This window comes from Actinomyces procaprae (assembly GCF_004798665.1).
Taxonomy (GTDB): Bacteria; Actinomycetota; Actinomycetes; order Actinomycetales; family Actinomycetaceae; genus Actinomyces; species Actinomyces procaprae.
Genome location: NZ_CP039292.1, coordinates 93,161 through 117,503, shown reverse-complemented (window position 1 = coordinate 117,503; position 24,343 = coordinate 93,161). Strand labels below are relative to the sequence as shown.

Annotated in this window: 25 protein-coding genes and 1 pseudogene; 12 read left to right on the top strand and 14 right to left on the bottom strand. The window is 68.4% G+C overall.

The window, feature by feature from the left end:
- Positions 1–212: 212 nt before the first annotated feature.
- The gene (locus E4J16_RS00480; protein ID WP_136312936.1) at positions 213–1,334 is read left to right on the top strand and encodes a YwiC-like family protein; all 1,122 of its coding nucleotides are present in this window, start codon (positions 213–215) and stop codon (positions 1,332–1,334) included.
- Between the two features lie 122 nt (positions 1,335–1,456).
- Here the strand turns inward: E4J16_RS00480 and hisC are convergent, their stop codons facing one another.
- A complete protein-coding gene (gene hisC / locus E4J16_RS00475) occupies positions 1,457–2,527 on the bottom strand; it encodes a histidinol-phosphate transaminase (protein WP_204519890.1) in 1,071 nt (356 codons plus the stop codon).
- Between the two features lie 81 nt (positions 2,528–2,608).
- Here hisC and E4J16_RS00470 point away from each other — a divergent pair, with 81 nt between their 5' ends.
- Complete coding sequence (locus E4J16_RS00470; protein WP_136194287.1) at positions 2,609–3,016, top strand: phage holin family protein; 408 nt, start codon at positions 2,609–2,611, stop codon at positions 3,014–3,016.
- Between the two features lie 97 nt (positions 3,017–3,113).
- Here E4J16_RS00470 and E4J16_RS00465 read toward each other — a convergent pair whose 3' ends face one another.
- From E4J16_RS00465 to E4J16_RS00450, 4 genes are all read right to left on the bottom strand, one after another.
- The gene (locus tag E4J16_RS00465) at positions 3,114–5,186 is read right to left on the bottom strand and encodes a hypothetical protein (RefSeq protein ID WP_136312934.1); all 2,073 of its coding nucleotides are present in this window, start codon (positions 5,184–5,186) and stop codon (positions 3,114–3,116) included.
- A 2-nt stretch (positions 5,187–5,188) separates the two neighbouring features.
- Positions 5,189–5,407: a hypothetical protein gene (locus E4J16_RS00460; RefSeq protein ID WP_240038193.1), complete on the bottom strand. Its 219-nt coding sequence runs from the start codon at positions 5,405–5,407 to the stop codon at positions 5,189–5,191.
- Positions 5,408–5,618: 211 nt separating this feature from the next.
- Positions 5,619–6,386, bottom strand: coding sequence for a hypothetical protein (locus tag E4J16_RS00455; protein WP_136312933.1), 768 nt, complete (start codon positions 6,384–6,386; stop codon positions 5,619–5,621).
- Positions 6,387–6,414: 28 nt separating this feature from the next.
- The gene (locus E4J16_RS00450) at positions 6,415–7,047 is read right to left on the bottom strand and encodes a class I SAM-dependent methyltransferase (RefSeq protein ID WP_136312932.1); all 633 of its coding nucleotides are present in this window, start codon (positions 7,045–7,047) and stop codon (positions 6,415–6,417) included.
- 347 nt (positions 7,048–7,394) lie between these two features.
- On the opposite strand from E4J16_RS00450, the gene E4J16_RS15270 reads away from it, so the two are divergent.
- From E4J16_RS15270 to purB, 3 genes are all read left to right on the top strand, one after another.
- Positions 7,395–7,685 carry a hypothetical protein gene (locus tag E4J16_RS15270; RefSeq protein WP_204519888.1) on the top strand — a complete coding sequence of 97 codons (291 nt, stop codon included), beginning with the start codon at positions 7,395–7,397 and terminating at the stop codon, positions 7,683–7,685.
- A gap of 264 nt (positions 7,686–7,949) precedes the next feature.
- Positions 7,950–8,099: a hypothetical protein gene (locus E4J16_RS15265; RefSeq protein WP_204519886.1), complete on the top strand. Its 150-nt coding sequence runs from the start codon at positions 7,950–7,952 to the stop codon at positions 8,097–8,099.
- Positions 8,100–8,156: 57 nt separating this feature from the next.
- Positions 8,157–9,581 carry an adenylosuccinate lyase gene (purB, locus tag E4J16_RS00440; RefSeq protein ID WP_136194283.1) on the top strand — a complete coding sequence of 475 codons (1,425 nt, stop codon included), beginning with the start codon at positions 8,157–8,159 and terminating at the stop codon, positions 9,579–9,581.
- Positions 9,582–9,630: 49 nt separating this feature from the next.
- On the opposite strand, the gene E4J16_RS00435 is transcribed toward purB, so the two are convergent.
- A complete protein-coding gene (locus E4J16_RS00435; protein ID WP_136312931.1) occupies positions 9,631–10,350 on the bottom strand; it encodes a hypothetical protein in 720 nt (239 codons plus the stop codon).
- 513 nt (positions 10,351–10,863) lie between these two features.
- Here E4J16_RS00435 and E4J16_RS00430 point away from each other — a divergent pair.
- From E4J16_RS00430 to E4J16_RS00415, 4 genes are all read left to right on the top strand, one after another.
- Positions 10,864–11,145, top strand: coding sequence for a metal-sensitive transcriptional regulator (locus tag E4J16_RS00430; RefSeq protein ID WP_136194314.1), 282 nt, complete (start codon positions 10,864–10,866; stop codon positions 11,143–11,145).
- 82 nt (positions 11,146–11,227) lie between these two features.
- Entirely contained in the window at positions 11,228–11,491 is a 264-nt protein-coding gene (locus tag E4J16_RS00425; protein WP_136194281.1) for a heavy-metal-associated domain-containing protein, read from the top strand.
- Positions 11,491–14,274, top strand: coding sequence for an HAD-IC family P-type ATPase (locus tag E4J16_RS00420; protein ID WP_136312930.1), 2,784 nt, complete (start codon positions 11,491–11,493; stop codon positions 14,272–14,274). The genes E4J16_RS00425 and E4J16_RS00420 overlap by 1 nt, the downstream gene beginning before the upstream one ends.
- A 271-nt stretch (positions 14,275–14,545) precedes the next feature.
- Positions 14,546–15,451: a hypothetical protein gene (locus tag E4J16_RS00415; RefSeq protein WP_136312929.1), complete on the top strand. Its 906-nt coding sequence runs from the start codon at positions 14,546–14,548 to the stop codon at positions 15,449–15,451.
- Between the two features lie 56 nt (positions 15,452–15,507).
- Here the strand turns inward: E4J16_RS00415 and E4J16_RS00410 are convergent, their stop codons facing one another.
- The 6 genes from E4J16_RS00410 to E4J16_RS00385 all read right to left on the bottom strand — a co-directional run bounded on the left by E4J16_RS00410 (position 15,508) and on the right by E4J16_RS00385 (position 19,440).
- Entirely contained in the window at positions 15,508–16,158 is a 651-nt protein-coding gene (locus E4J16_RS00410) for a hypothetical protein (RefSeq protein ID WP_136312928.1), read from the bottom strand.
- Positions 16,155–16,514 carry an SGNH/GDSL hydrolase family protein gene (locus E4J16_RS00405; protein WP_136312927.1) on the bottom strand — a complete coding sequence of 120 codons (360 nt, stop codon included), beginning with the start codon at positions 16,512–16,514 and terminating at the stop codon, positions 16,155–16,157. The genes E4J16_RS00410 and E4J16_RS00405 overlap by 4 nt, the downstream gene beginning before the upstream one ends.
- Before the next feature lie 50 nt (positions 16,515–16,564).
- Positions 16,565–16,786 (bottom strand): SGNH/GDSL hydrolase family protein, encoded by a 222-nt coding sequence (locus tag E4J16_RS00400; protein ID WP_136194277.1) that lies wholly within the window; start codon positions 16,784–16,786, stop codon positions 16,565–16,567.
- Positions 16,787–17,456: 670 nt separating this feature from the next.
- Entirely contained in the window at positions 17,457–17,726 is a 270-nt protein-coding gene (locus tag E4J16_RS00395) for a hypothetical protein (RefSeq protein ID WP_136194276.1), read from the bottom strand.
- 95 nt (positions 17,727–17,821) lie between these two features.
- Positions 17,822–18,565, bottom strand: coding sequence for an ABC transporter permease (locus E4J16_RS00390; RefSeq protein ID WP_136312925.1), 744 nt, complete (start codon positions 18,563–18,565; stop codon positions 17,822–17,824).
- Positions 18,566–18,567: 2 nt separating this feature from the next.
- Positions 18,568–19,440, bottom strand: coding sequence for an ABC transporter ATP-binding protein (locus E4J16_RS00385; protein ID WP_168708196.1), 873 nt, complete (start codon positions 19,438–19,440; stop codon positions 18,568–18,570).
- A gap of 174 nt (positions 19,441–19,614) precedes the next feature.
- Here E4J16_RS00385 and E4J16_RS00380 point away from each other — a divergent pair, with 174 nt between their 5' ends.
- The 3 genes from E4J16_RS00380 to E4J16_RS00370 all read left to right on the top strand — a co-directional run bounded on the left by E4J16_RS00380 (position 19,615) and on the right by E4J16_RS00370 (position 22,603).
- Positions 19,615–21,537, top strand: coding sequence for a sensor histidine kinase (locus E4J16_RS00380; RefSeq protein ID WP_136312924.1), 1,923 nt, complete (start codon positions 19,615–19,617; stop codon positions 21,535–21,537).
- 140 nt (positions 21,538–21,677) lie between these two features.
- Entirely contained in the window at positions 21,678–21,938 is a 261-nt protein-coding gene (locus E4J16_RS00375) for a sensor histidine kinase (RefSeq protein ID WP_136312923.1), read from the top strand.
- On the top strand, positions 21,935–22,603 hold the full coding sequence (locus tag E4J16_RS00370) for a response regulator transcription factor (protein ID WP_136194272.1): 669 nt from the start codon (positions 21,935–21,937) through the stop codon (positions 22,601–22,603). The genes E4J16_RS00375 and E4J16_RS00370 overlap by 4 nt, the downstream gene beginning before the upstream one ends.
- 332 nt (positions 22,604–22,935) lie before the next feature.
- On the opposite strand, the pseudogene E4J16_RS16115 reads toward E4J16_RS00370, so the two are convergent.
- Both E4J16_RS16115 and E4J16_RS00360 read right to left on the bottom strand, forming a co-directional pair.
- Positions 22,936–23,439: pseudogene (locus E4J16_RS16115) on the bottom strand (pyridoxamine 5'-phosphate oxidase family protein); the annotation flags it as partial.
- Positions 23,440–23,560: 121 nt separating this feature from the next.
- Entirely contained in the window at positions 23,561–24,343 is a 783-nt protein-coding gene (locus E4J16_RS00360; RefSeq protein WP_136312922.1) for an ABC transporter permease, read from the bottom strand.

The window sequence follows — 24,343 nt, the reverse complement described above, 5'->3', positions numbered from 1 at the left end:
TCGGTCCACTCCGGACCGGCAGCCCACCGTGGCAGACACATCCACCGGCTAAAACCGTCATCGGTGTCACTGGATGCACCACATTCTGGCCGCCCTAGCCGCGAGTCGGAAGACCAGGCGCATCATCATGCGGATCGGTGCAGCGACGAAGCCGGGGGACATCCGAAAGTGGTGCATTCCATGACAGATCCGCCCCAATTAGGCTGACCTGCGTGACACAGCAGCGCCCCTCGGACCCATCCGACCGCCACATCGAGTACGTCTCCGGGCTGTCAGACGCGAACACTGACCCCGCCGCAGCCGGCTCGACCTCGGCGGGTTCCACCGCCCGCGGCCCGCGCCGCTCCATCCCGCACCAGCAGTCACGCCCCGGACCCGAGGATGATCTCCTCCTGGCGACCGGGGAGCCCGTGCGCCCGTCCTCTGCGGGGGCCGGCGCCAGGTCGGCCTCTCCGCGGCCTGGTTCGTCCCCGGCACGTCCGGGCGGTCAGCGTGGGCGCCGGGCCTGGCTGCCCAACCAGCACGGCGCGCACTACATGCTGGCACTGCCGCCGATCATGGGCTGGATCGTGGGCGGGTTCAGCTGGGTGAACCTGCTGTTCATCCCCGCATGGATCTGTGCATACCTGACCTACTGGGCCTGGTCGCAGTGGGCGCGCGCACGCTCCCCACGCCGCCGGGCGCTGGCACTGCCGCCGCTGGCGGTCTACACCACGTGGACAGCACTGCTCGGCGTGTTGACGCTGGCAGTCGCCCCTTACCTGCTGCAGTGGGCGGTGCCGCTGGCCCCGCTGTTCGCAATCGCCCTGTGGGAGTCCTGGCGCGGCCAGGAACGCTCACTTGTGTCGGGACTGGCGACTACAACCGCCACGTCGCTCATAGCGGCAGTCACCTACTCACTAGGCGTCGGCGGTCGCGGCGGCTTCCTGGGCCTGGGGGCCGAGGCCACGAGCCTGCCCGGCGCCTCGCCCAATGGAGAACTCACCGGCTGGGCGTGGATGTGGCTGGTGACGGCGCTGACCGCCGCCTACTTCTGCGGCACGGTTCCCTACATCAAGTCGATGATCCGCGAGCGCTTCAACCGACCGCTGCTGGCGGGCACGGTCGCCTGGCACGTGCTGGTCGCCGCGGTCACCGTGTACCTCGCCCGCGGCGGCTGGCTGCCCGTCGTGCACGCCGCCCTGTGGGTGGTGCTGGCGGTGCGCTCCCTGGCCATCCCACTGTGGCAGTGGCATCTGGTGCGCGTCCGCAGGGCCCCGCTGCGCCCCCGGGTCATGGGCATCACCGAGATCGTTTTCTGCCTGTTGTTCGTGCTGACCATCGCCGCCGCCTGAGAAGCGTCCGGGGCGCGTGCGCGCCGGAGAGCCGCTGAGCCGTCGGCGGGCAGACGACGGCGCACCGACTGATCGCTTCGCCTTGCGCCGACCGTCGGCGTCCGTTGCCGGGGACGTGGGGCTCAGCGCGCGAGCCAGGCGGACGCGGCCGTGAGCACGCGGTCGTTCTCGGCCGGTGTGCCGATGGATACGCGCACGCCCTCGCCGGAGAAGGGTCGCGCCAGGATTCCGGCCGCCCGCAGGTGCTCGGCCAGCGCGCTCGTCTCCTCCCCGACTGCCAGCCAGAAGAAGTTCCCTTGCGCATCGGGCACCTGCCAGCCCTGCTCCCGCAGCGCGGCCAGCACCCGGTCCCGCTCGGCGGCGACGACGGCGGCGCGTCGGGCGGTCTCGGCCAGCGCCTCGGGCGAGAGGGCGGCGACGGCTGCTGCCTGTGCCGGCAGGTTGACGCCGAAGGGTGTCGCCACGGAGCGGATGGCGGAGATGATGCCGGGCTCGCCCACCAGGTAGCCCACGCGCATGCCGGCCAGGGCGTGGGCCTTGGAGAAGGTGCGGCTGACCAGCAGGTTCGGGTACTTCTCCAGCAGCCTGAGCGCGTCCCCGACCGCGGGGTCGGCGACGAAGTCGAGGTAGGCCTCGTCCACGATCACCAGCACCCGCTCCGGGACGCCCTCCACCAGCGCGGCGAGCTCATCGGCGGTGAGGGCCGGTCCGGTGGGGTTGTTGGGGGTGCAGGCAAGCAGGGCGCGCGTGCGGGGGGTGATGGCGGCGATCATGGCGGGCACGTCGTGGCGGCCGGCGGCGGTCAGCGGCACCTTGACGGCACGCGCGCCGGCCACGGCGATGCAGATCGGGTAGGCCTCGAAGGAGCGCCATGGCAGGACCACGTCGTCGCCCTCGTCGCAGACGGTGTCCAGTACGTGCTGGATCAGGGCGACCGACCCGTTGCCCACCACCACCTGCTCCGGCGCGACCCCGTGCCTGCGTGCGATTGCCTCCACGAGCGCGTCACCGGTCATCTCCGGGTAGCGGTTGACGTCGGCCGCGGCGCCGGTCAGGGCGGCGAGCACGCTCTCCTGCGGGGGGTAGGGCAGCTCGTTGCTGGAGAGCTTGGCGATGTCCTCCCCGGTGGAGCGGGCTCCGGGCACATAGGCGGGCAGGGTCTGGACGGCGGGGCGGATGTGCACGTCGGTCATGCCCTCATCCTGGCACGCGTCGCGGGCCTTAGTGATCCGCATCCCGTTTCCGCTGTCGCCCGGGTCTGGGAGGATGGGGGCATGGACCTGATTGTTCGCACGCTCGGAAACGCGGCCGGCCTGTGGCTGGCGGTGGCGCTGCTGGACGGCATGGCCGTGCCGGGTGCGCCGAGCCTGGCGCTGACCGTGGCCAACCTGCTTGTGGTCGGCCTGGTGCTGGCCCTGGTCAACTCGTTGGTCAAGCCCGTGGCACATGTGCTGGCCTTCCCGCTGTATGTGATGACCTTCGGGCTGTTCGCCCTGGTGGTAAACGGGGCGATGCTCATGCTGACCAGCCGGATCACGGATCTGCTGGCGGGGGTGACCGCGGGCACGGAGGTTTCGCTGGGGCTGCATGTGGGTTCCTTCGGCACCGCGATCGTGGGTTCTCTGATCGTTTCGGTCGCCTCGGCGATCATCGTCGGCATTCTGGGGCCGAGCGATCGCTGAAGCGAGCGCTGAGGCGAACACGGGCATGCGCTGAGGCGACCACCGCTAAGGCCCCGCCCGCGCCTTGCCCGTGCCCACCCCCACCGCACCGCCCCTGTCACCCCTGCTTGCCGAAGTCACGTCCCGCCTGCTCCCAGACGGTGTCGGGGCTGTCGCGGGTGATGTCGAAGATGATCTCGGTGGTTTCCGCCCCGTCCTCCCCGGCCCCGGTGATGCCTCCGAGCTCCTCGGTCCACTGGTCTATCTGCGGGTTCCCGCATATGCCGTCGACGGCATCGGCATAGACCTGTGGCCCATGCGGGTACCCGTCCACGTTGGCGGAGTGGGTATCGATGGTGACCACGGTGCGGGTGGGGGTGCGCGGAGTGGGCGCCGCATCGAGCGCGGGCACGGCGTCGCCGGTGTTCTCCAGGTGGAGGGCGTTGACGTTTTCGGGCAGGTCCGCGCCCGCGGTCGGGCCGCCGGCGGTGAGCAGGTTGGTGATGTTGAACTGCTCGTTGACTGCCGGGTCGGCGGCGATGTTGGAGGCGGTTATCGCCCCTTGGGAATGCCCGTACAGGCCGACCTTGTCCCCGGGTGCGATGCCGGCCTCACGCATGGCGGTGACGACGGCGGTCTCCATGTCTGTCGGCCGCCCGGAGACCGCCTGCAGGTTGGTCAGCAGGTCCTGCGGGTTGGTGTTTCCGCTGCCCCAGTCGGTGGTGCCGGGCACGACGACGAGCCAGGAGGTGGTCCCGTCGGCGTGGTCGGTGCGCAGGATGGAGACCACGCCGGAGGAGGCGTCATCGTCACGGCCCTTCATGTCACTGGAGTAGCGGATGACTTCTGCGGCTGTCCCCGGCTGCGGGCCGGCCGTGCCCGAGGGCGGAAGCGCTGCGGCGACGGCGGGAACGGCAGTCCCGAGCCCGAAGGGGTCGCGCACTCCGGTTGGAACCGTGACCGGCTGCCCGCCGTGCGGGGTCACGGTCACGCCGGTGGGCTCCCCGTACCGGGACGCCCCCGACTGCTCGGCACAGATGGCCAGGTAGTAGGCGACCCGCTGCATGGGAGTCAGCGAATCGGTGTCCACCATGCGGCTGCCGACCTGCACCTGAGCGGGGAGCACCTCGGAGACGGCGGGGTCCAGTTCCTCGGCGACCTGCCCGAGGTAGGTCTCGATGGTTGTGGATTCCAGTCCGCTGTTGGCCTGCATCGCCCATACGGCCAGCCCCAGGACGATCATTATGTCGGTGTGGGCCCAGTCGTCGAGTATTTGATCGCCCAGGAGCATTTCGAGGTTCTGAAGGACGTCGTCCATGCCGTCGGGCAGAGCGGCGCCGTCCACGCTCAGCATCGCCACGATTCCCGTGAGCAGCGTCATCGCCCCGGCGCCTCCCATCCCCAGCATCGCTCCCACGCGGGCGACCTGCAGAATGCGGAGCCAGGCTCCGTCGGACTCCGACTCGGCGTCGGTGTAGGTGGTGGTGCAGAGGGTGACCGCGGTGGCGAGCGTGCGCAGGCTGTCGGCGGCGTCGTCGAGGGAGCCGCTCCCGCTGGTGAGCGCCTCCAGGGCGGCGATGGCGGTGGCGCGCTCGGCGGCGGTGTCGGAGGTGTCCGCCAACCAGGAGACGCATCGGCCCCCGCCGGAGGTCATGGCGTCATGTGTCGTGTCGAAGCCGATGCGCAATGAGCCGTCGGCGCCGATATTCCATTGGGAGACCATGTCGATGCCCAAGCCGCCGCAGCGCAGGTCCGTCAGGCAGGTCAGTGCCAGGTCGCGGGCGTCCTCCAGCCAGTCGGCGGCGGTGTCGAGGGTGGCGGCGAAGCGGGTGAGATCGTTGGTGTTCACCCCGTAGGTTCCGCCGCTGACGGTGACACCGGTTCCTGCGGGCATGCCGGGCCAGGTCAGGGGGTAGGGCAGGGCAGCATCCGTGGTGTAGGGGCCCGAGCCCGTGGAAGGCTGAACGCCGGGCGCCCAGTCGCCGCGGGTGCACACCATGTCGTCCTGGTCCCCGCCCGGCGCGGGGGCGCCGAAGAGAGTCGAGCCGCCGCCGGGCGGCTGCCCGAACGGGGTGGAGCCGATGGGGACACTGCTCGGGTCGGCGTAGCTGGCCAGAGGGGTGCGTAGGTTCAAGTACTTCAGGGCGTATCCGTCCTGGGAGGACGGAGCATTCGATGTGGCGGCGGTCATTGCTACCCCTCCTCGCTCTGTGCGGCTTCCAGGGCGGTTACGGCGTTCTGTGCGTCGGTCATGAGGGCATCGAGCCCGCCGACGAGGGTGACTACTTCATCGAGGGTGGTCTGGCAGGACGAGGCGGCGGACCCTGTCCAGTCGGTAGGAACGGTGGCGGGAACCAAGGCGCTGCCGATGGCTGTCTTGTCCGCGGCGATTGAGAGAATGAAGGAGGACATGCCTCGACGGTAGGCGGCCGGCTCCCGAGCCTGCAGGACGGCTGTGAATGCGGTTGGCGCAGGGGTGCACGAACCGCCCCTGTGGATAACGGCAGCCGCCTCGGAGCGGGCACCGGGGCCGGCGGATCGCCGCCCCGGACGCGTGCGTCAGTTCTTGCCGCCAGGCATGCAGTCGACGACGGCGTCGAGGCACCAGTGGTACGCGCGGCTCCTAGGGCACGCCCGGACGCGTGGGTGCACGGTCGTTCCGGGCGCCCGCGCGCAGGGCGAGCAGGCCGACCGCGTCCGCGACGACCGCCAGTGCCAGCACCCACCACCAGGCGGGGTCCAGGCGGTTGAAGACATACACCACCGCGGCGATGACGGCCACGGCAACCGCGCCGAGCACCACGAACGCGCCGCGGGCGCGTCGTCCGCTCAGCTCCAGGCCGGCCACCGTGCCGACGCCAGCGGCCAGGCCCGCGGCGGCTCCCGCAGCGGCCACCAGCAGCGGCCGGTCCGTCCCGGCCAGGGCCCGGCCGACCAGCGCGGCCACACCCGTGGCGGTCAGGAGTAGATCGAGCACCACCAGCAGGGCGCCGGTGCGACCGCCGGGCCGCAGCTCTCCGGCCGCGATTACGGCCGAAGTCCCGGATGTCGACTGTGTTCGGGCGCCGACCTCGGCCCGGGCGTCGGCGGCCGCCCGCGACCCGGTGGTATTGCCGCCGACGTCGGTGGCGTCGTCCGTCGACGCGTTCCGTCCGCCGTGTCGCAGCGCGACGACGTTGCCGAGCACCATGCACACCGCCGCCATCCAGGGTGCCGGGCGCGCCACCAGCTGCGGGATCACCAGGACGAGGGCAACGGCTGCCAGCAGGGCAGGCGTGGCTGCGCGCAGCAGGGCGCGGGCGTGGGCGGCGATCGGCACCAGGTCGTTGATCCACTGGGGCACGTCCGCGGGACCCGGCTCGGGCGAGGGCCCGCGTGCAGGCTCGCTCATGCCACCATCCTCCCCGCCGTCGGGCCGCTCAGGCCCGCCCCACGCCGCGGCGCAGGCAGACGACGGCGTCGGACCGTCTTCCCGGAAACCCCCCGGGTGAGACGGCATCCCGCCAGCGCTCCTCGGCCGCAACCACCTCCCAGGTTCCGGGCGCGGCCGCCAGGACGGCGTCGGCCAGCCGCTCGGGCCGGTAGGTGAGGGCGTGGTGGCGGTGCCAGGGCGGGTTGGTGCAGTGCACGGCGGTGAGCAGGCGTCCGCCGTCGGCGACGAGCGCGGCCAGGCGCGTGAGCAGCCGAGGCAGGTCGAGGCCGCCGGGGTCCGGGCCGCCGTGGACGTAGAAGCTGGTGACCAGGTCGAAGGGACCGGCCGGCAGCGGGTCGGTGTTCAGGTCGAGGACGGCGCCGTGCACACGCTCGGCCAGGCCGCGGCGCCGGGCCTCGGCGAGCATGCGCGCGACCGCGGTGGGGGCGAAGTCGACGCCGGTGGCCCGCCAGCCGTGCGCGGCCAGCCAGAGCACGTCGGCGCCCTCGCCGCAGCCGACGTCGAGGCTACGCCCCGGCTCCCAGGCGGCGGCCAGGGTCAGCCAGTCATTGGGCTGTCCGGACCACAGACGCTCGGCGGCGTAGCGGGACTCCCATTCGGTCTGCCGCGCGCTGCTCATGGGGCGAGGGTAGCGGGCAGCGCCGGGCCAGCGGGGGTCCTCGAACGTCGGTGCGACTTGGAATCCCAGCTTGCGACAGACGCCGACGCGTCGGGTAAGCCAGCGGTCTCACGCATCAATGCGTGCATCTCACCGCTGGAGGTCACCGGTCGTCAGCCGCCGCACCTGCTCGGACACGGCCCCATGCTGAGACGCCCTAGTCGGCTGGCCCGATTGCGTTCACAACCCGCCCGGGCCGACGGCGTACGGCGCAGGAGCGGGCATCGAACAACCCGCACGCCTCCTGTACGCTCTTGTACAGCCTCATAGACACTCCTGTACAGTCTTGTACAGTCACACTCCCCCTCTTGCACACTCAACACGGGCTCTTGTACATGATTGTCGATGAGCAGGACCTCTTGGAGGCTCTCGCCCGACTCGAACTCGAGGGCGGCGACTGCCTGGACCTTGAGGCAAAGACCTTTTCCGAGTACTCCCGTGACGCACTCGGCCCAACCCTGTCCGCTTTCGCCAATCTCCCCGGTGGAGGCACGCTCCTCCTGGGCGTGAGCGAGAACCCGGTGGAGGAGCATCAACTACTGATACGTCATCAGCGCCCCCCGCGGAGACACCATCCCGATCCCGAACACGTCTATTAACAACCTCGATGCGGACCTGGTCAAGGGTTTTGTGCGCAACGCGCGTGCGGGCTCTACCGCGCTGAGGGATCAGTCCGACGCAGAGGTTCTGCTCAACCTGAACATCCTGACGGAGGAGGGCACAGCCACGTTGGCTGGTCTGTACGCCCTCGGGAACTACCCGCAGAGGCACTTCCCTGCACTGGCGATCACAGCCGCGGGCGTGGGCGATGAAGGCGGCCCAAGAGCCACTGACCGACTCCGGATCGACGGGCCAATCCGCAAATGCTCACTGCGGCCGTTGAGTGGGTGTCCCAGAATGCACGCACCAACATCGAGCTCGGGGCGGACGGGCATGCCCGCATCGCGACCTACTGCACGCCTCCTACGCGGCGCCTCCGCAAGCAGGTCCTGCTCCGGTCGTGCGGCACCTGACGACGTTCTCTGAGATGGCGGCCTGCGCCGTCGGCCGCGCCTGGCAGAATCGGCGTCATGGTCGACCTCGCCACCGTCTCCCCCGCCATCGCCCTCGGTCCCCTCGACGGCCGCTACCGCGCCGTCACCGCGCCACTGGTCAACTACCTGTCCGAGGCCGCCCTGAACCGGGCGCGCCTGCGTGTGGAAGTCGAGTGGCTCATCCACCTCACCGACCACCGCGTACTGCCCGGCGCCCCCACGCTGTCCGACGCCGAGAAGACCTACCTGCGCGGCGTCGTCGATACCTTCGGTGCCGCTGAGATCGCCGAGCTGGCAGAGATCGAGGCGGTTACCCGCCACGACGTCAAGGCCGTGGAGTACCTGCTCAAGCGCCGCCTGGACGCCGCCCCCGACGCCCTGGGCACCACGGTGCTGCCCGAGGTGCACGAGATCGTCCACATCTTCTGCACCAGCGAGGACATCAACAACCTCGCCTACGCGCTGACCATCCGCGACGCCGTCGCGCAGGTGTGGCTGCCCGCGGCCCGCGGGCTCGTGGACGACCTCGCCACTATGGCCCGCGAGCACGCCGACGCCGCCATGCTCGCCCGCACCCACGGCCAGCCGGCCACCCCCACCACGCTCGGCAAGGAGCTGGCGGTGCTGGCGCACCGGCTGCGCCGACAGGTCAAGCGGGTAGAGGCCACCGAGTACCTGGGCAAGATCAACGGCGCCACCGGCACCTTCGGCGCGCACGTGGTCGCGGTGCCGGGCGCCGACTGGGAGCAGATAGCCCGCGCCTTCGTGGAGTCCCTGGGCCTGACCTGGAACCCGCTCACCACCCAGATCGAGTCCCACGACTGGCAGGCGGAGCTGTACGCCGACGTCGCCCGCTTCAACCGGATCGCCCACAATCTGGCCACCGACGCCTGGACCTACATCTCACTGGGCTACTTCCGCCAGCGTCTGAGCGCGCAGGGGTCCACAGGTTCCTCCACCATGCCGCACAAGGTCAACCCGATCCGCTTCGAGAACGGGGAGGCGAACCTCGAGGTCTCCTGCGCCCTGCTGGATTCGCTCGCCGCCACCCTGGTCACCTCCCGCCTGCAGCGCGACCTGACGGACTCCACCACGCAGCGCAATGTGGGCGTCGCCTTCGGGCACTCGCTGCTGGCGGTCGACAACATTCGCCGCGGCCTGGCCGGGCTCGACGTCGACCACGCCCGCCTGGCGGAGGATCTTGACGCCACCTGGGAGGTCCTGGGCGAGCCGGTGCAGCAGGCCATGCGCGCGGCGTCGGTGGCCGGGGCCACCGGCATGGCCGACCCGTACGAGCGGCTCAAGGAGCTCACGCGCGGCAAGCAGGTCACGGCCGCCTCCATGCGGGAGTTCATCGCGGACCTGGGCATGCCCGCGGACGTCGAGGCGCGGCTGCTGGAGCTGACCCCCGCCACCTACACCGGCATGGCCGCCCACCTGGTTCGTCACCTGGACGCCTGATCACCGTGTCCCCCCGCAGCACCCCAGGAGGACGCGTCCCCGCGGCGCCTCACACGTTGGAGAAGATGATCAGGAGCAGGAAGGCGACCACCCACCAGATCCCGACGGATATGAAACCGCCGATCCCCTCAGCGTCATCGGTCTGACCTTCCCGGCGGGAGGTAGATGGGACACCCCGCGATGGAGCCTGCACGTACGGGCCCTGCCCCGGCACGTGTGGCTGCGATGCCCACGGTCCGCTGTTGGCGGTGGGCGCCTGCGCCGGCCTACTGATCTGGGGCATCGAGGGGCTCGGCTGCGGATGCCCGGACGGCGCCTCCGCGTACGGGTTGAACGACGGATTTCCAGGGACCCGCAGCACCGGTGGGCGGACTTCCCCAACCGTCGGGGCTCCCACGGCGGCTATCGCGGGGGCAGGAGTCTGCACCTGGGGCCCGGCGAGTGGCTGCTGCCGACCGGGTCGTACGGCCTGCCGATACTGCTCGCGTGCGTGGAGCTGCGCAGTGGCGCGGCGAGCACCTCCGGCCTGCGCACTGGAAGGAGCGTCGTCTGCGTCAACGGCCGAGCCGGCGGCGTTACCGTCGGAGGCGGGGGCCGCATCCAGCACCGAGACATCGAAGATGGGTGAACCCATGAGCGGGTCACCCAGGACGGTACCGAAGGGGGCATCGTCGAAGCCGATGTCGCTCTGCTCCCAGCCGATCGGGGCCCAAGACGTGTCGGACGTGTCGGCGGCGTTCTGTTCCGCGGGTGCGCGCTGCTCGCTCATGTGACCAGCATCCCACAACCACCACTCCCGCACCTTCCCCCTGATGAGGGCCCCGATTCGGGGACCCACCCCGATCGCTGTCACAGAATGCACCACTTTCAGCACAGACCTTGAGGCGCCACTGCGGACAACCGCATGATTACGCGGATCATCGCGTCGGCCCAACGCCGTCGCGGATGAAAGTGGTGCATTCAGTGACACCACCTGCATGCCGTCTGTTTGGGTCCCGCCATATCCCCGCGTTGGATGTCGCCGCCGATGGCCGGACCGCGGGCGTCGGGCGCCGACCGCCGATTCAGCCGCCCCCGACACTTCACACCCGGCTCCGAGGCTCCACCCTCCGGCGCGCGGCAAACTCCCGTGTGCCAGGGCGTAGAGCTTCGGAACGGACGACGTGACACTCGACCAGTGCGCACACCGCCATTGCAACCCCTACCCCCTAGGGGTATGGTGAAGCGCGGCGCCGGCAGAATCACCCGGCGCTACGAGCGGCATGCACTGGCAGGAGGCACGGTGGCCGGATATACGGGAACCAAGGAGGACTACCTCAAGCGACTGAGTCGCATTGAGGGGCAGGTGCGCGGCATCTCGCGCATGGTCCAGGAGGACGCCTACTGCATCGACGTACTCACCCAGGTTTCCGCAGTCACCAAGGCACTTCAGGCCGTCAGCCTGGGCCTGCTCGAGGACCACATGAACCACTGCGTACTGCACGCGGCACAGTCCTCGGACGAGGAGGGCCGCGCCAAGATCCGCGAGGCCTCCGACGCGATCGCCCGCCTGGTCAGGTCCTGACCCCACCGTGAGGTGGCCACCTGCCCGCATCCGCCGCCGCACGCCAAGCCCATAACCACACACCGCAGTCAAGGAGCCCATCATGTCCGAGTTCACCGCCGACGGTATCGACCGCACCACCACCCTGAGGATCTCGGGGATGACCTGCGAGCACTGCGTCGCCCACGTCACCGAGGAGCTGGAGGCCCTGGATGGCGTCAAGAACGTCTCCGTCATCCTCAACAAGGGCGGCCAGTCCGTGGCCACGGTCGTCTCTGACGTAGTCCTGCCCGACGCCGCCCTGGCCGAGGCGATCGACGAGGCCGGCGCCTACACCCTCGACGCCATCGAGCGCGACGCCGCCTGATGCCCGATACCGCTCACCCCGCCCGCACCACCGCCCCCGAGGCCGAATCGCCCGCGCCACCGCTCGTCACGGTCGACCTCGCGGTCGGCGGCATGACCTGCGCCTCCTGTGTGGCGCGCGTGGAGAAGAAGCTGAGCAAGCTCGACGGCGTCGAGGCGTCGGTCAACCTCGCCACCGAGTCGGCTCGCGTCACCCTGACCGCACCGGTCAGCAATGAGGAGCTGGTGAACGCGGTGGCGCGGGCGGGCTACACCGCCACTGTCACCGATCGCATCGAGCTCCGCGCCGACGACGATGCCGACTTCGCCGCGCCCCAGCCCGATGCCGGATCCGAACCGGATCCCGCCACCGTGCCGTCACCGTACGCGGCCGCGCCGCTGGACGTTGCGGCGCACCCGTCCGATGGCGCCTCCGCCGCCGACTCCGAGTCGGGTGCGGCCGAGTCGGCGGAGTCGGCGCCCGCCGAAGCATCGGCGAAGCACCCGACCCCCGTGCTCGGCCAGTCGCAGGCGGACCGCGCCGCCTACCTGCGCACCCGCCTGATCGTCTCCCTGGTGCTGTCGATCCCGGTGATGGCGCTGTCGATGCTTCCGGCGCTGCAGTTCACCGGCTGGCAGTGGGTGCTGGCCGCGCTGGCCCTGCCGGTGGCGACCTGGGGCGCCTGGCCCTTCCACCGCTCCGCCTTCCGGGCGCTGCGGCACGGCACCTTCACCATGGACACGCTGGTGTCACTGGGCGTGATCGCCGCGACCGGCTGGAGCCTGTGGGCGCTGCTGCTGGGCGGCGCCGGCCAGCTGGGGGCGCACATGAGCATGGAGCTGCTCCCGCGCGCCCAGGGCCACCAGGTGCACATGTACTTCGAGTCCGCCGCCTGGGTGACCACCTTCCTGCTGGCCGGCCGCTACGCGGAGGCCCGTGCCCGCTACCGCTCCGGCGACGCCCTGCGCGCGCTGCTGGAGCTCGGCGCCACCCAGGCCACGCGCGTGAGGCTGACCTCCCCGACCGGCTCCACCGACGCCGTCGACGTGCTCGACGACGACGGCGCGCCCCTACCCGATGCCACCCGCGCCGAGGAGACGGTCGCGATCGACGCCCTGGCCGCGGGCGACCTGTTCGCGGTGCGGCCGGGGGAGAAGATCGCCACCGACGGGGTGGTCATAGAGGGCCGCTCCGCCGTCGACGCGTCCATGCTCACCGGTGAGTCTGTGCCGGTGGAGGCCGGTCCCGGAGACGCCGTCACCGGCGGCTGCGTCAACACCTCCGGGGCGCTGCTGGTGCGGGCGACGGCGGTGGGCGCGGGGACCACGCTGGCGCGTATCGGCGCGATGGTTACCGAGGCGCAGGCCGGCAAGGCGCCAGTGCAGCGTCTGGCGGACCGCATCTCCGGGGTGTTCGTGCCCGCGGTGATCGTGCTGGCGGTGGCCACGGCGGCCGTGTGGCTGCTGCTCGGCCACCCGGCCCAGCACGCGCTCATGGCGGCCGTTTCCGTGCTGGTGATCGCCTGCCCCTGTGCGCTCGGACTGGCGACGCCGACTGCGCTGCTGGTCGGCTCCGGGCGGGCCGCCCAGCTCGGCGTGGTCATCAAGGGCCCGGAGGTGCTGGAGTCCACGCGCACGCTGGACACCATCGTGCTGGACAAGACCGGCACCGTCACCGAGGGCCGCATGCGCCTTGACGTCGCCGACGGGATCATCACCTGGGATGCCGAGGTTGAGGGCGGGGTGGAAGCCGCAGCGGAGGATTGCAGCACGCCTCCAGAGCCTGGAGCCGAGACCGCCGGGGCAGAGTCAGCCGGGGCGGGGGAGCCGCTCGAAGGCGTGGCGGGGCTGGCGGGAGCGATCCGAGGCACGAGGATCGCGGATGGTAGCCGAGAGGGGCTTCACCGCCCCGGCCCCGAGAGCAGGCGATTGCGTGCCCTCGCCCTGGCGGGGAGCGTGGAGGCCGCCAGCGAGCACCCGGTGGCGCGGGCGATCGCCGAGGCCGCCCAGGAGCACCTGGAGCAGGTGCCGACGGTGCAGGACTTCTCCAACCATGAGGGGCGGGGCGTGTCCGGCACGGTGACGCTGGACGGCGCCGCCTACCAGGTCCGGGTGGGTCGCCCCGCCTGGCTGGCGGAGCAGGGGGTGGACCTGCCCACGCAGGCGACCGCCGCCGTTGCCGCCGCGGAGGAGACCGGGGCGACCGCCGTCGTGCTCGCCGTGGACGGCGCCGCCCGCGCGGTGCTGGCGGTGCGCGACACGGTGCGCCCCTCCTCGCCGGCCGCCGTCACCGCCCTGCGCAGACTCGGGGTGCGCCCGGTGCTGCTGACCGGTGACAACGCCCGCACCGCCCAGCGCGTGGCCCGGGAGGTCGGCATTGACGCAGATGATGTCCGCGCCGAGGTGCTGCCGGGCGACAAGCGCGACGTGGTCGCCGCCCTGCAGGATGAGGGCCATGTGGTGGGCATGGTCGGCGACGGCGTGAACGACGCCGCAGCCCTGGCTCAGGCCGGCAGGCGCGGGCTGGGCTTCGCCATGGGCTCGGGCACGGACGTGGCCATCGAGGCCGCGGACATCACCCTGGTGCGCGCCGACCTGGACGCGGTGGTGGCCGCCATCCGCGTCAGCCGGGACACGCTGCGGATCATCAAGCAGAACCTGTTCTGGGCCTTCGCCTACAACGTGGCCGCGATCCCGCTGGCCGCGGTGGGGATGCTGAACCCGATGATCGCCGGCGCCGCCATGGCCGCCTCCAGCGTCATCGTGGTCACCAACTCCCTGCGCCTGCGCCACGCCGGCAAGTAGAGCCGGCAAGTAGCTCGAGATCGGTAGATATAACCATCGAGATCGGTTGATATGACCATCGAGGTCGGTCGAAGTGGCGGGGATGGGGAGCACTACCCACGCCAGGGCCTTGAGTCGGTTCAGACCCCGCCCATAATCTGCGGCGGTGAATTCGCAGACAACCCCAGCCCCTGAAGATTCCGCACCCGCTGAGCCTGCCAAGCGACGCGGCCTCACCCGCCGCCAGGTCATCGGTGGCCTTAGCACTGCCGTCACCCTAACCGGAGCCGGCGTGCACATCTGGATGCGGATACCTGCGCCCGAACCGGACACGACGCCCTTCTCCGACTACTTCAGCGGCCGCACCCCCGTGACAAGCGAGCCAAACGTCAACACCAAGAAGGAGTCACGGAAGTCCTGGGGCGTACGCATCTTCCTCACACTCGAGCAGAACACGCCCGTCGATGACGCCATCACCCTGATCCAGTCCGCCCATACCGACCTGGCTGAAAGTGTTAAGGGGCTGGAATATGCCACGCTGATCATCGGCTGGAACGGCACCGGACCGGCCGGTGAAGACCTGCACACGTCCATTGACGTTGACTTGGTGCGCCCGCGCTCAGAGCTCGACTTCCAGTGTGAACGGCTCCGCATCGCCGCCGGACTGAACCAGGGCAGCATCGGCGCCGTGGGCATCCCGCTGGAGACAGACGAGGCAATCTCAATCGGACACGTTCAGACAGACACCCTCCCCGCTGACGTCGTCCTGGCTCCGCCCGCGGCCGCCGACGGCACCGTCCTGACCTACGAGGACGGCCTCGAGATCGGCGGCACGTCCCTGAGGATCAGTGCATCCTCCGACGTCGACCTGTCGGTGGTGCCGCTCGACGCCGTACTCGCCGCACTTCCCGACGGCACCGAGGACCCCACCCGCGAACCGCGCGTGAGGCTGGACGCCGTCGGCCCCGGCTACGCCGACGGACTGCCCGGGATCGAGATCTACGCGCAGGACCTGACGCTGGATGAGGCCGAGCCCATCCTGCGCGCATTCGACGGGGCAGAAGGCCCGCACGCCATCAAGATCCGGGTCGCCTCACCGCAGGAGGCCGACATGCAGTTCCTGCTGACCGACGGCGTCCTTGCCGAGGATCCCTCCTGGAAAACCGAGGAGGCAACAGAACTGCTGGGTCGCCTGTGACCATCCCGGCGGCTGGCCTGCGCTCCGAGCTTCTTCTAGGACCGTCTGATTGTGGTCTAGCGGTCTTGTCGTGATTGCCGCCGGTTGGTGGCTGCAAGAAGCGACGTGCCGCCGACTGTGGCGGCCGCTGCTGCAACCAGGAGGGTAAGTACGAGGCTGGTGCCGGTGTTGGCCAGGCGGGTACGCGTGTCGTGTGCCGTTGAGCTGGCGGGTATCGCATACGGCGACGACGGCGTTTCAGTCGCCGCGGCCGTTCCCAGTGCTGTCGGACTATCGGCGGCTATTGCCGGCTGGTTGCCGACGGCGGCCGCGTCTCCCGCGGCATCAGGGGCGGGAGCGGCCGGTTCCGGGTTCGTTGTGTCTGCCGTTGCGGCCCCAGTCGCCGATCCGCTCGGGTCTGATGCACCCGGTGCGGCGCCCGCGCCGTCGGGCGTGGGTGCGGGGGCGGCGTCTGCGTCGTCGTCGGGGCAGTTATCGCCGACGACGCACACTCCGGGCTGGTCCTCGGTGGGGTAGCCGGGGTCGGGGTCGCAGGCGTCGCCGACGCCGTCGCCGTCCAGGTCCCACTCGTAGGCGGTGATGGTCCCGTCACCGGCATAGGACCCGCGCGCATCCAGGCTCAGGGTGCTCCCCTCCTGGGCAACGTACGGGCCCTGGATCCACGCCTCGGGTGCATCCTCGCCATCAGCCTGGACGGTGCTGCTCATTGCATACGCGGCAGGAGCGATCGCGGGGCTGTTTGCGGGCTTGACGTTGGAGGGCACGCCCACCCGTTGATGATGAGGTTGGCCATCTGCTGGTGGCCGATGATGTTCGGGTGGTAGAACTCGGCGGCGTCCAGGCTGAGCGTGGAGGTCGTCTTGCCGTTGGCGGCCAGGCGGCCGCGGGTCTCGAAGAACTCGTTGATCCACCGGTAGTCGTTGCGAGAGTTGGTGGCCGGATCGGGCTCGTGCCCGTTGAAGGCCGACACGACGCCGTCTATGTAGGTGACCTTCAAGCCGGGATGTGTGGCATTCCAGTTCGCGACCAGTTTGGCCTGCTTGGTCCGGGCGGTCTCGCTCAATGCACGCACCCCCGTGCCGGCGTCGTAGGCGAAGGAGCCGAAGAGGTTCTTCAGGATGTAGCTAGGGCATTAGCGGAATCCACTGTACTTTTGCAGGACTTGGCGTCACGCATGCCCAGCATGAAGCATTTCTGGACGATGTCGGCGAATCCGACGTCGTTGCCGCCGATGGTCAGCATCACCAGGTCGGTGTCGGTAGGCATGGCGGCCACCTGTCCCGAACGCCCGAGCAGGTCGTCGGTCACCGCACCGCTGTGAGCCAGGTTGGTCAAAGTGGCTCTTCCGGTTTGGGGGTGTGGTGGTTGTCTGGGGCTGCGGCAGGAGTGCTGCCGATGTCCTGGGACATGGCATGGGGTGGCGTGGGGTGTCTGGTGCGCCGGCTGGGCGTTAACAACGCTACTTAACGCTCTGCTGTATACCCCAGAGGCCTTCAGCAGACGGTTAACTAGCGTTGTTAACCCCGAAGTGGCGTTGCAGACGGTGAAGTGGCGTTCCAGACGAACCCGCTCCCGGGCGCCGGAGCCGTCGGCAGCCAGGCCTGGCGTTCTGGCGTGGTGAGCCGGCGCCGTGGAGGTTCAACCCGCGTCCTCGAGCACTCCGCCCGGCCGCGGCGAAGACGCCCCCACCGGGCCGACGACGTCCTCGCCAGCCCGAACACGACCCCGCCGGCCCGAAAACGTCCTTGTGCGCCCGGCAACGACCTGCGCCGGTCGAGTACGTCCTCGTAAGCCCGAAACCCTCCCGAACGTGGAGGGTTTGGGGATGAAGAGGACGTTCTCGGCAAACCAGCACCCACCGAGCACGACCCCACCAGCCCGACATCGACCTCCTCCGCCCCCGAGCACGACCCCGCCAGCCCCACACCGACCTCACCGCCCCAGCCACGTCCACCGCGAACACCGCAACCCGGACCAAAGCCACCACGCCGGAAGCGCCACACCCTCAAACCGGAAGAGCCGTCAAAGTGGCGGAGACGTTCTGGGTATTGACCCAGTCCACATGGCGGTGCGCCCAGTTGTTGCGGCTGCGGTAGGCGCTCTTGTCATCCCCGTAGTAGTCCCCGGCAGCGTTGCCCGCCGAGTAGGAGTCCCCCAGCAGCACCATGCAGTACGGCACCGAGATCGGCGTCGGCGACCTGCTGGAGCGCGCCTCCTGGTAACCGGCGATCGCGTAGGCGCCCATGGGATCCTCCGCCATGACCTCCACCGACATAAGAACGAACGTGGTGTTTGCAGGTGGGGCGCCCCGCCGTCTTGGCACGGCACCCCCGGTCGGGGACCACGCCGAGGTCGGACCGCTTCAACATCTCACGTCCATCGCGTGAGCTTGGTGGCGGCCCAAAACAGGGCCGCTCCGGTCGTGCCGGTAACGCCGAGCCCGATCAGCGCGTCGCTCAGCTCGGCCACGCCCGTCAACGGCCAGCGCAGCGCGTCGAGCAGGTAAGTCAGCGGGAGGAAGTCAGAGAGCGTCTGCATCCATCCCGGCATCATCTCCAGGGGCAGCACCGCACCGGAGGCGAAAGCCATGGGCAGGACCACGATCATGACCGCCAGGGAGACTGCAGTGAGGGTGGGCAGCGCCAGGCCGACGAGCATGCCCAGGGAGTAGAAGACTAAAGTCCCCAAGAACACCGGCACCACGGCGAGGAGCGCCCACGGCGTCAGCGTCACACCGACCGCCGGCACAAGCCCGGTGAGCACGACGAGCATCGCCTGCACGAGCGCGGAGACGACGGCGACGGTCAGCGCTGAGGCGAGTATCGAACTCACGGTCATTGGCGCACTGCGCAGGACGCGTCCGACTCCCTTCTCCCGCCACTCGACAATAGTTGTGGCTCCGGTGAACATTCCGACGAATGCAATTCCGAAGCCCGTGACGTTGGGGCTGATGAAGTCGACGATGTCATAACCGTCCACCCCTGGTTGGTCGCCCATGGTCAGGGCAAGGACAACCAGCAGTGCCGGCGGGAAGACGTAGGAGAAGAACATGGTGGCCGGGTCACGCAGATTGGTGCGCGCCAGGGAAACTGTTAGGGCTTTGAAGGGGGTCATGACTAGCGCTCCTTTCCCGTGAGCTCCATAAACGCGTCCTCCAGGGTCGGGCCATGCACCTGCGCGCCCGTGGTCGGCACACCCGCCGCACCGAGAGCCGCAAACGCCTCGCCCACATCACGCACGTGAGCCACCAGCCCGTCTGCACTCACGGTCGCAGCCGTCACCGCATCCAGACCGGTCACCGCATCCAGGTACGGCACCGCGCCGGGCAGCAGCACCGAGGCACCACCACCCACACCGGCAACCAGAGCAGACGGAGAGTCCGTGGCCACCACCCGGCCACCATCAAGGATGGTGATCACGTCGCACAGGCGCTCGGCCTCTTCCAAGGAGTGAGCCGTGTAGACCACCGTCGTGCCATCCTCACGCGCCGACACCAGCATGCTCACCAAATCATGACGGGCCGCCGCGTCCAGAGCCGCCGTCGGCTCATCCAAGAACAGTACCTCCGGACGATGCACCATCGCCGAAGCCACCGCCAGTTTCTGCCGCTCACCACGAGACACCCGCTCCACACGCGAGTTGCGCACATGCCCAAGGCCCATGTTCTCAATGAGCTGCTCCGCACGCGCGGCAGAGGCACCGAAGATCGCGGCAACAGTCGACAGGTGCTCCCACACGGTGGCGCGCGCGAAGAAGGCCGTGGCCTGCGGCTGAATTCCAACCCGCGCCAGCAGACGCGGATCGCGCGGCAACGGCGCCCGCCCCAGCAGCTCCACACTGCCCTCCTGGGCACGACACGCGCCCTGGATGATCTCCACCAGCGTCGTCTTACCTGCACCAGTAGGACCTACAACTCCGTGGAACGACCCCCGTTCCACCACCAGATCCACATCCCGCAGCACCTGGCGTCCCGCATATGAGTGACACACGCCACGAGCAAGCACCGGCTGCACAACACGTTCCTCTCCAGGCGATCCTTCGGACAGTCCGAGGATGCCATCGCAGGGATACGTGAGTGCTCCGGCTTCCCGCCACGACCTGTCCTACCTTGGTAGGAGGCTCATGATGTGGGCTAGTCTGTGAACAGTCTTGAAAGGCCGCCCATGTTCGCCCTGCCCCACCCAGCACTCAACGTCGCGCCGAGGCGACTTCGTGCTGCGTGGCGCGCCCGCCGTGAACTCAGCGTCTTCACGGCCTTCAGCCTGGCTCTCTCTGCGTTGCCGGTGCTGCTCCAGAGGTTCACTCTCGCTGACGCGGTGGGTCTGGTGGTGCCGTGGGCGCTGCTGCTGATCCCCCGCAACCCTTGGACCGCCACCATCATCCTGGCAGCGGGTACGGCTCATGGGCTGGTAGACGCTAGAGGCCCCGGATTGCTGATGGCCGGGTGCTTCGCCACATACGCCCTCTTCCGTCGGGGTGGCTATCTGCAGGCTGTTGTGATGGTGGTGGCCATGATGGCCGGCAACCTCCTGGCCTGGCACGCGGGAACGAAGATGGATGACCTGTTCATCAGCCAGGCGTTGTGGATTGTAATCTGTATTGGTATCGCCGCACCTCTGCGGCTTGCGGACGCCAACGTTTCCCGGGCCCAGGCCGCCCACGCCCAGGCCCTGCGCGATCAGCGCGCCCTCATAGCCCGCGAGCTCCACGACACCCTCGCCCGCGCCAACACCCAAATCGTCCTACGCGCCCAACAAGCACAAACCCACCTCCACACCCCCAACCACGCCAACCAGATCAACACCGCCCTAGACGACATCATCACCACCGGCCACCAATCAGTCCTCGACCTGCGCACCATGCTGCGCCTCCTAAGACAAGACACCAACACCCCCCTAGACCCCGCACCCCCCACACCCGACCTAGCCACCACCCTCGCCCAAGCCCGCCACAACCTCCAGTCAGCCGGCCTGCGCGCCACCGTCACCCACCAAGGAGACCCCACCCGGCTAACCCCCACCCTGACCACCACCCTGACCCGCATCCTGGACGAATGCGTCGCCAACATGATCAAGTACGCCGCCCCCGACGCCCAGTGCACCATCCAACTAGACATCACCGACACCACCGCCGAACTCCACGCCATCAACCCCCTGTCCGACACCCGACACACAACCCCCGCCACCTCATCCAAACTCGGCATCCTCGGCATCCAAGAACGCACCCACGCCCTCGGAGGAACCACCACCACCAAACACACCAACCACCAATGGATCCTCCACACCACCCTCCCCCTCACACCCAACAACGAAGACGAGCCTAGACATCACACATCGGACGCTCACCGAAACATGGATCGGTGGGGTCGCACACGGAACTGGTCGCGCACGCATTGGCGACTTTGGTTGCTAACAGCGCTCAGTCTGGCTGTCTCTGCGTTGCCGGTGCTGCTCCAGAGGTTCACTCTCGCTGACGCGGTGGGTCTGGTGGTGCCGTGGGCGCTGCTGCTGATCCCCCGCAACCCTTGGACCGCCACCATCATCCTGGCACTAAGCGCTGTACATGTGACAGCCAGCAACCAGTTCACCGGAACCGTTATAGCCACTACCGCGGCAATCTGTGTCTTTATCCGTCGGGGTGGCTATCTGCAGGCTGTTGTGATGGTGGTGGCCATGGTGGCCGGCAACCTCCTGGCCTGGCACGCGGGTCACGACATGCACTACTCTCTACCAACCCAACTGTTGTGGCTCGTCCTTTGTCTGGGTATCGCCTCGGCTCTGCGGCTTGCGGACGCCAACGTTTCCCGGGCCCAGGCCGCCCACGCCCAGGCCCTGCGCGATCAGCGCGCCCTCATAGCCCGCGAGCTCCACGACACCCTCGCCCGCGCCAACACCCAAATCGTCCTACGCGCCCAACAAGCACAAACCCACCTCCACACCCCCAACCACGCCAACCAGATCAACACCGCCCTAGACGACATCATCACCACCGGCCACCAATCAGTCCTCGACCTGCGCACCATGCTGCGCCTCCTAAGACAAGACACCAACACCCCCCTAGACCCCGCACCCCCACACCCGACCTAGCCACCACCCTCGCCCAAGCCCGCCACAACCTCCAGTCAGCCGGCCTGCGCGCCACCGTCACCCACCAAGGAGACCCCACCCGGCTAACCCCCACCCTGACCACCACCCTGACCCGCATCCTGGACGAATGCGTCGCCAACATGATCAAGTACGCCGCCCCCGACGCCCAGTGCACCATCCAACTAGACATCACCGACACCACCGCCGAACTCCACGCCATCAACCCCCTGTCCGACACCCGACACACAACCCCCGCCACCTCATCCAAACTCGGCATCCTCGGCATCCAAGAACGCACCCACGCCCTCGGAGGAACCACCACCACCAAACACACCAACCACCAATGGATCCTCCACACCACCCTCCCCCTCACACCCAACAACGCTAAGGACAAACCGTGAACCCAAGCACCCAGCCCAGTCCGATCCGCGTCGCCATCGTGGACGATGACGCCATCGTGCGCGAGACACTATCCGCGATCCTCGGCCAGGAGGACGGCATCGAGATCATCGCCACCGCCACGAATGGCATCGAGGCGGTCGATCTGGTTCATGAACGCATGGTGGATGTCGTGCTCATGGACGTCCAGATGCCGGAGCTGGACGGCATCAAGGCCACCTCACGTATCCTCGCAGCCGGGGGCAAGACCCGGGTACTCCTATTGACCACCTTCGATGACGATACTTTTCTCGATGGCGGAATCGCCGCCGGCGCTTCGGGCTTCCTTCTCAAGAGCACACCTGCCGCCGAGATCGCAACGGCAATTCGGACCGTCCACGGGGGCGGTAAGGTCCTCTCGCCCGGACCCACCAGCCGCGTCTTGGACCGCTACGTGCGTGGCCAGCGCCCCAGTACCAGTTCCACCGCGGAGCTCGATCTATCGGGACGAGAGCGGGAAGTGCTTCGGCTTCTGTGCCAGGCACGCAGCAACCGCCAGATTGCACGCCAGATGAACGTTGCGGAGACCACCGTCAAAACTCACGTCTCATCGCTTATGCGCAAGATGGGGGTGGGTAGCCGACTGGAGATCGTCACCGAGGCGTACAAGCGGGGCATCGGCGGCTAGTCTCCCCTCCTCATCATGTCTCGTCGGGTTCCCCCAAAAGGAGGAATCGCATGGGGACTCAATGATGAACAGCCCACACAGCTGTGTGGGGCAAGATGCGGCTATCCCACCGGATCCACAACCGTCAGGAAGTCCTCGCACATGCGTTCCCTTCGCACCCTCTCTGCCATCGCCATGTCCGTATCGCTCCTGGGGCTGACAACTCCCGCCGCAGCAGCACCCGCCGAACCCCCATCTCCCATCCATGTAACCGCCTCACCGAGCGAATCATTAGCCCTTATTTCGCCCGCATCATTCACATACCCGAATTGGATATGTCGCATCGCACCATCTTACTGCTGACCGATCCCGTTGATCGGAATTGGTTTTGGGGCTTGGGGATGGATGTCATTCCCAAGCCCCAAAACCATCCCCGGTCCGGCGCTCCAACCCCGAGGCCCTCTGCCCACACGCACGGTGCCGCCGCAAAGGAGGGTGTCAACGAGTTCGATGGTCTCGGCCTCCAGGACAAACACCTTTTTGTCCAGCAGGCCGCGCATGCTACTCGAGACCGAGGGGAGCAGACTCCGCATCCGCGCTATGTAGCTCGTCGGTGCGCTGAGCCGGCTCCGCCCTTGCGGGCACGTCACCTCTCCCGCCAGGAGCAGGGAAACCAGCCGTCCCCGCTCCGCCTGCTCGGGAAGCACGAGTGCCGAGCAATGCGGGTCCGCCCGCATATGGGCCACGTGCCAAGATCCCTTCGATGAGACGAAGACCAAGCGGTGCTCATCAAGCGGAGCGAAGAAACACGGCGTGAGCCGAGGTTCCTTCGCGCCCACGGTGGACGCACATATCGTGCTCGTCGAGGATAGTGCTTACACGCTCCATGATCGTACTCACCCCCAAGGATGAGTCGGTATTACATCCCATGAAGCTACCTCCTCCCAGAAGAATCCATCCATTCAACGGATGAGCGGCTCAGTTATTCGCAGCCTCCCAGCGGAAAGTCTTAACCGCCAGGGGAACGGCCACGATCGCCAAGGCGGTGAGAACCACGAAGTCCAGCGTCGTCTCATATCTCTGCACGCCTCCGGTGACCCAGAACAACAAGTCCCCGAAGTATGAGGTGGGAAGGAAGTCGAAGACGCGCTTGACCGAGTCGGACAGCAGTTCCAGGGGGACGACCACCCCCGATGCGAACAGGAAGAACATCCCGGTGAATGTGGCGATATTGGTGGCAGCCTGCCCCGAACTGACGATCGAGCCGATGAAGTAGCCCAGGGCCAGGAACAGCACGGAGGAGGGCAGGGCGACGAGCACAGCACGCCATACGGCGGCGGTCTCGCTGATGCCGAGAAGCGCACCCAGAACTCCAACCAGAACACTGAGCGCGATCGCAAGGAGCACTCGAACGGCAAGGTGGGTCAGGATGAATTGTCCCCGTGACACCGGGGTGGTGCCCAGAATACGCAGGGTGCCGTACTGCCGGTACTCGGCGATCGGGCCGGCGGTCAGTGTCATGCACGTCCCAGTGAGAAGCATGCACAGGGCGATTGGTACCACCATCACCGAGAAGTCTGGTCCCGGTCCTCCCATTGTCGAGTGGAGGATCTTGTCCATGCCCAGGAAGACTCCAGCGATAAAGAAGGGAAGGAGGATGGCGACGCCGAAGTTCGTCCGATTGCGGGACATCTCCCGCCAGTGGGTGATGGTAAGGGGACGGGCGCTGCGGAGCGCACCGCTGTCGGTCGTGGTGCTCAT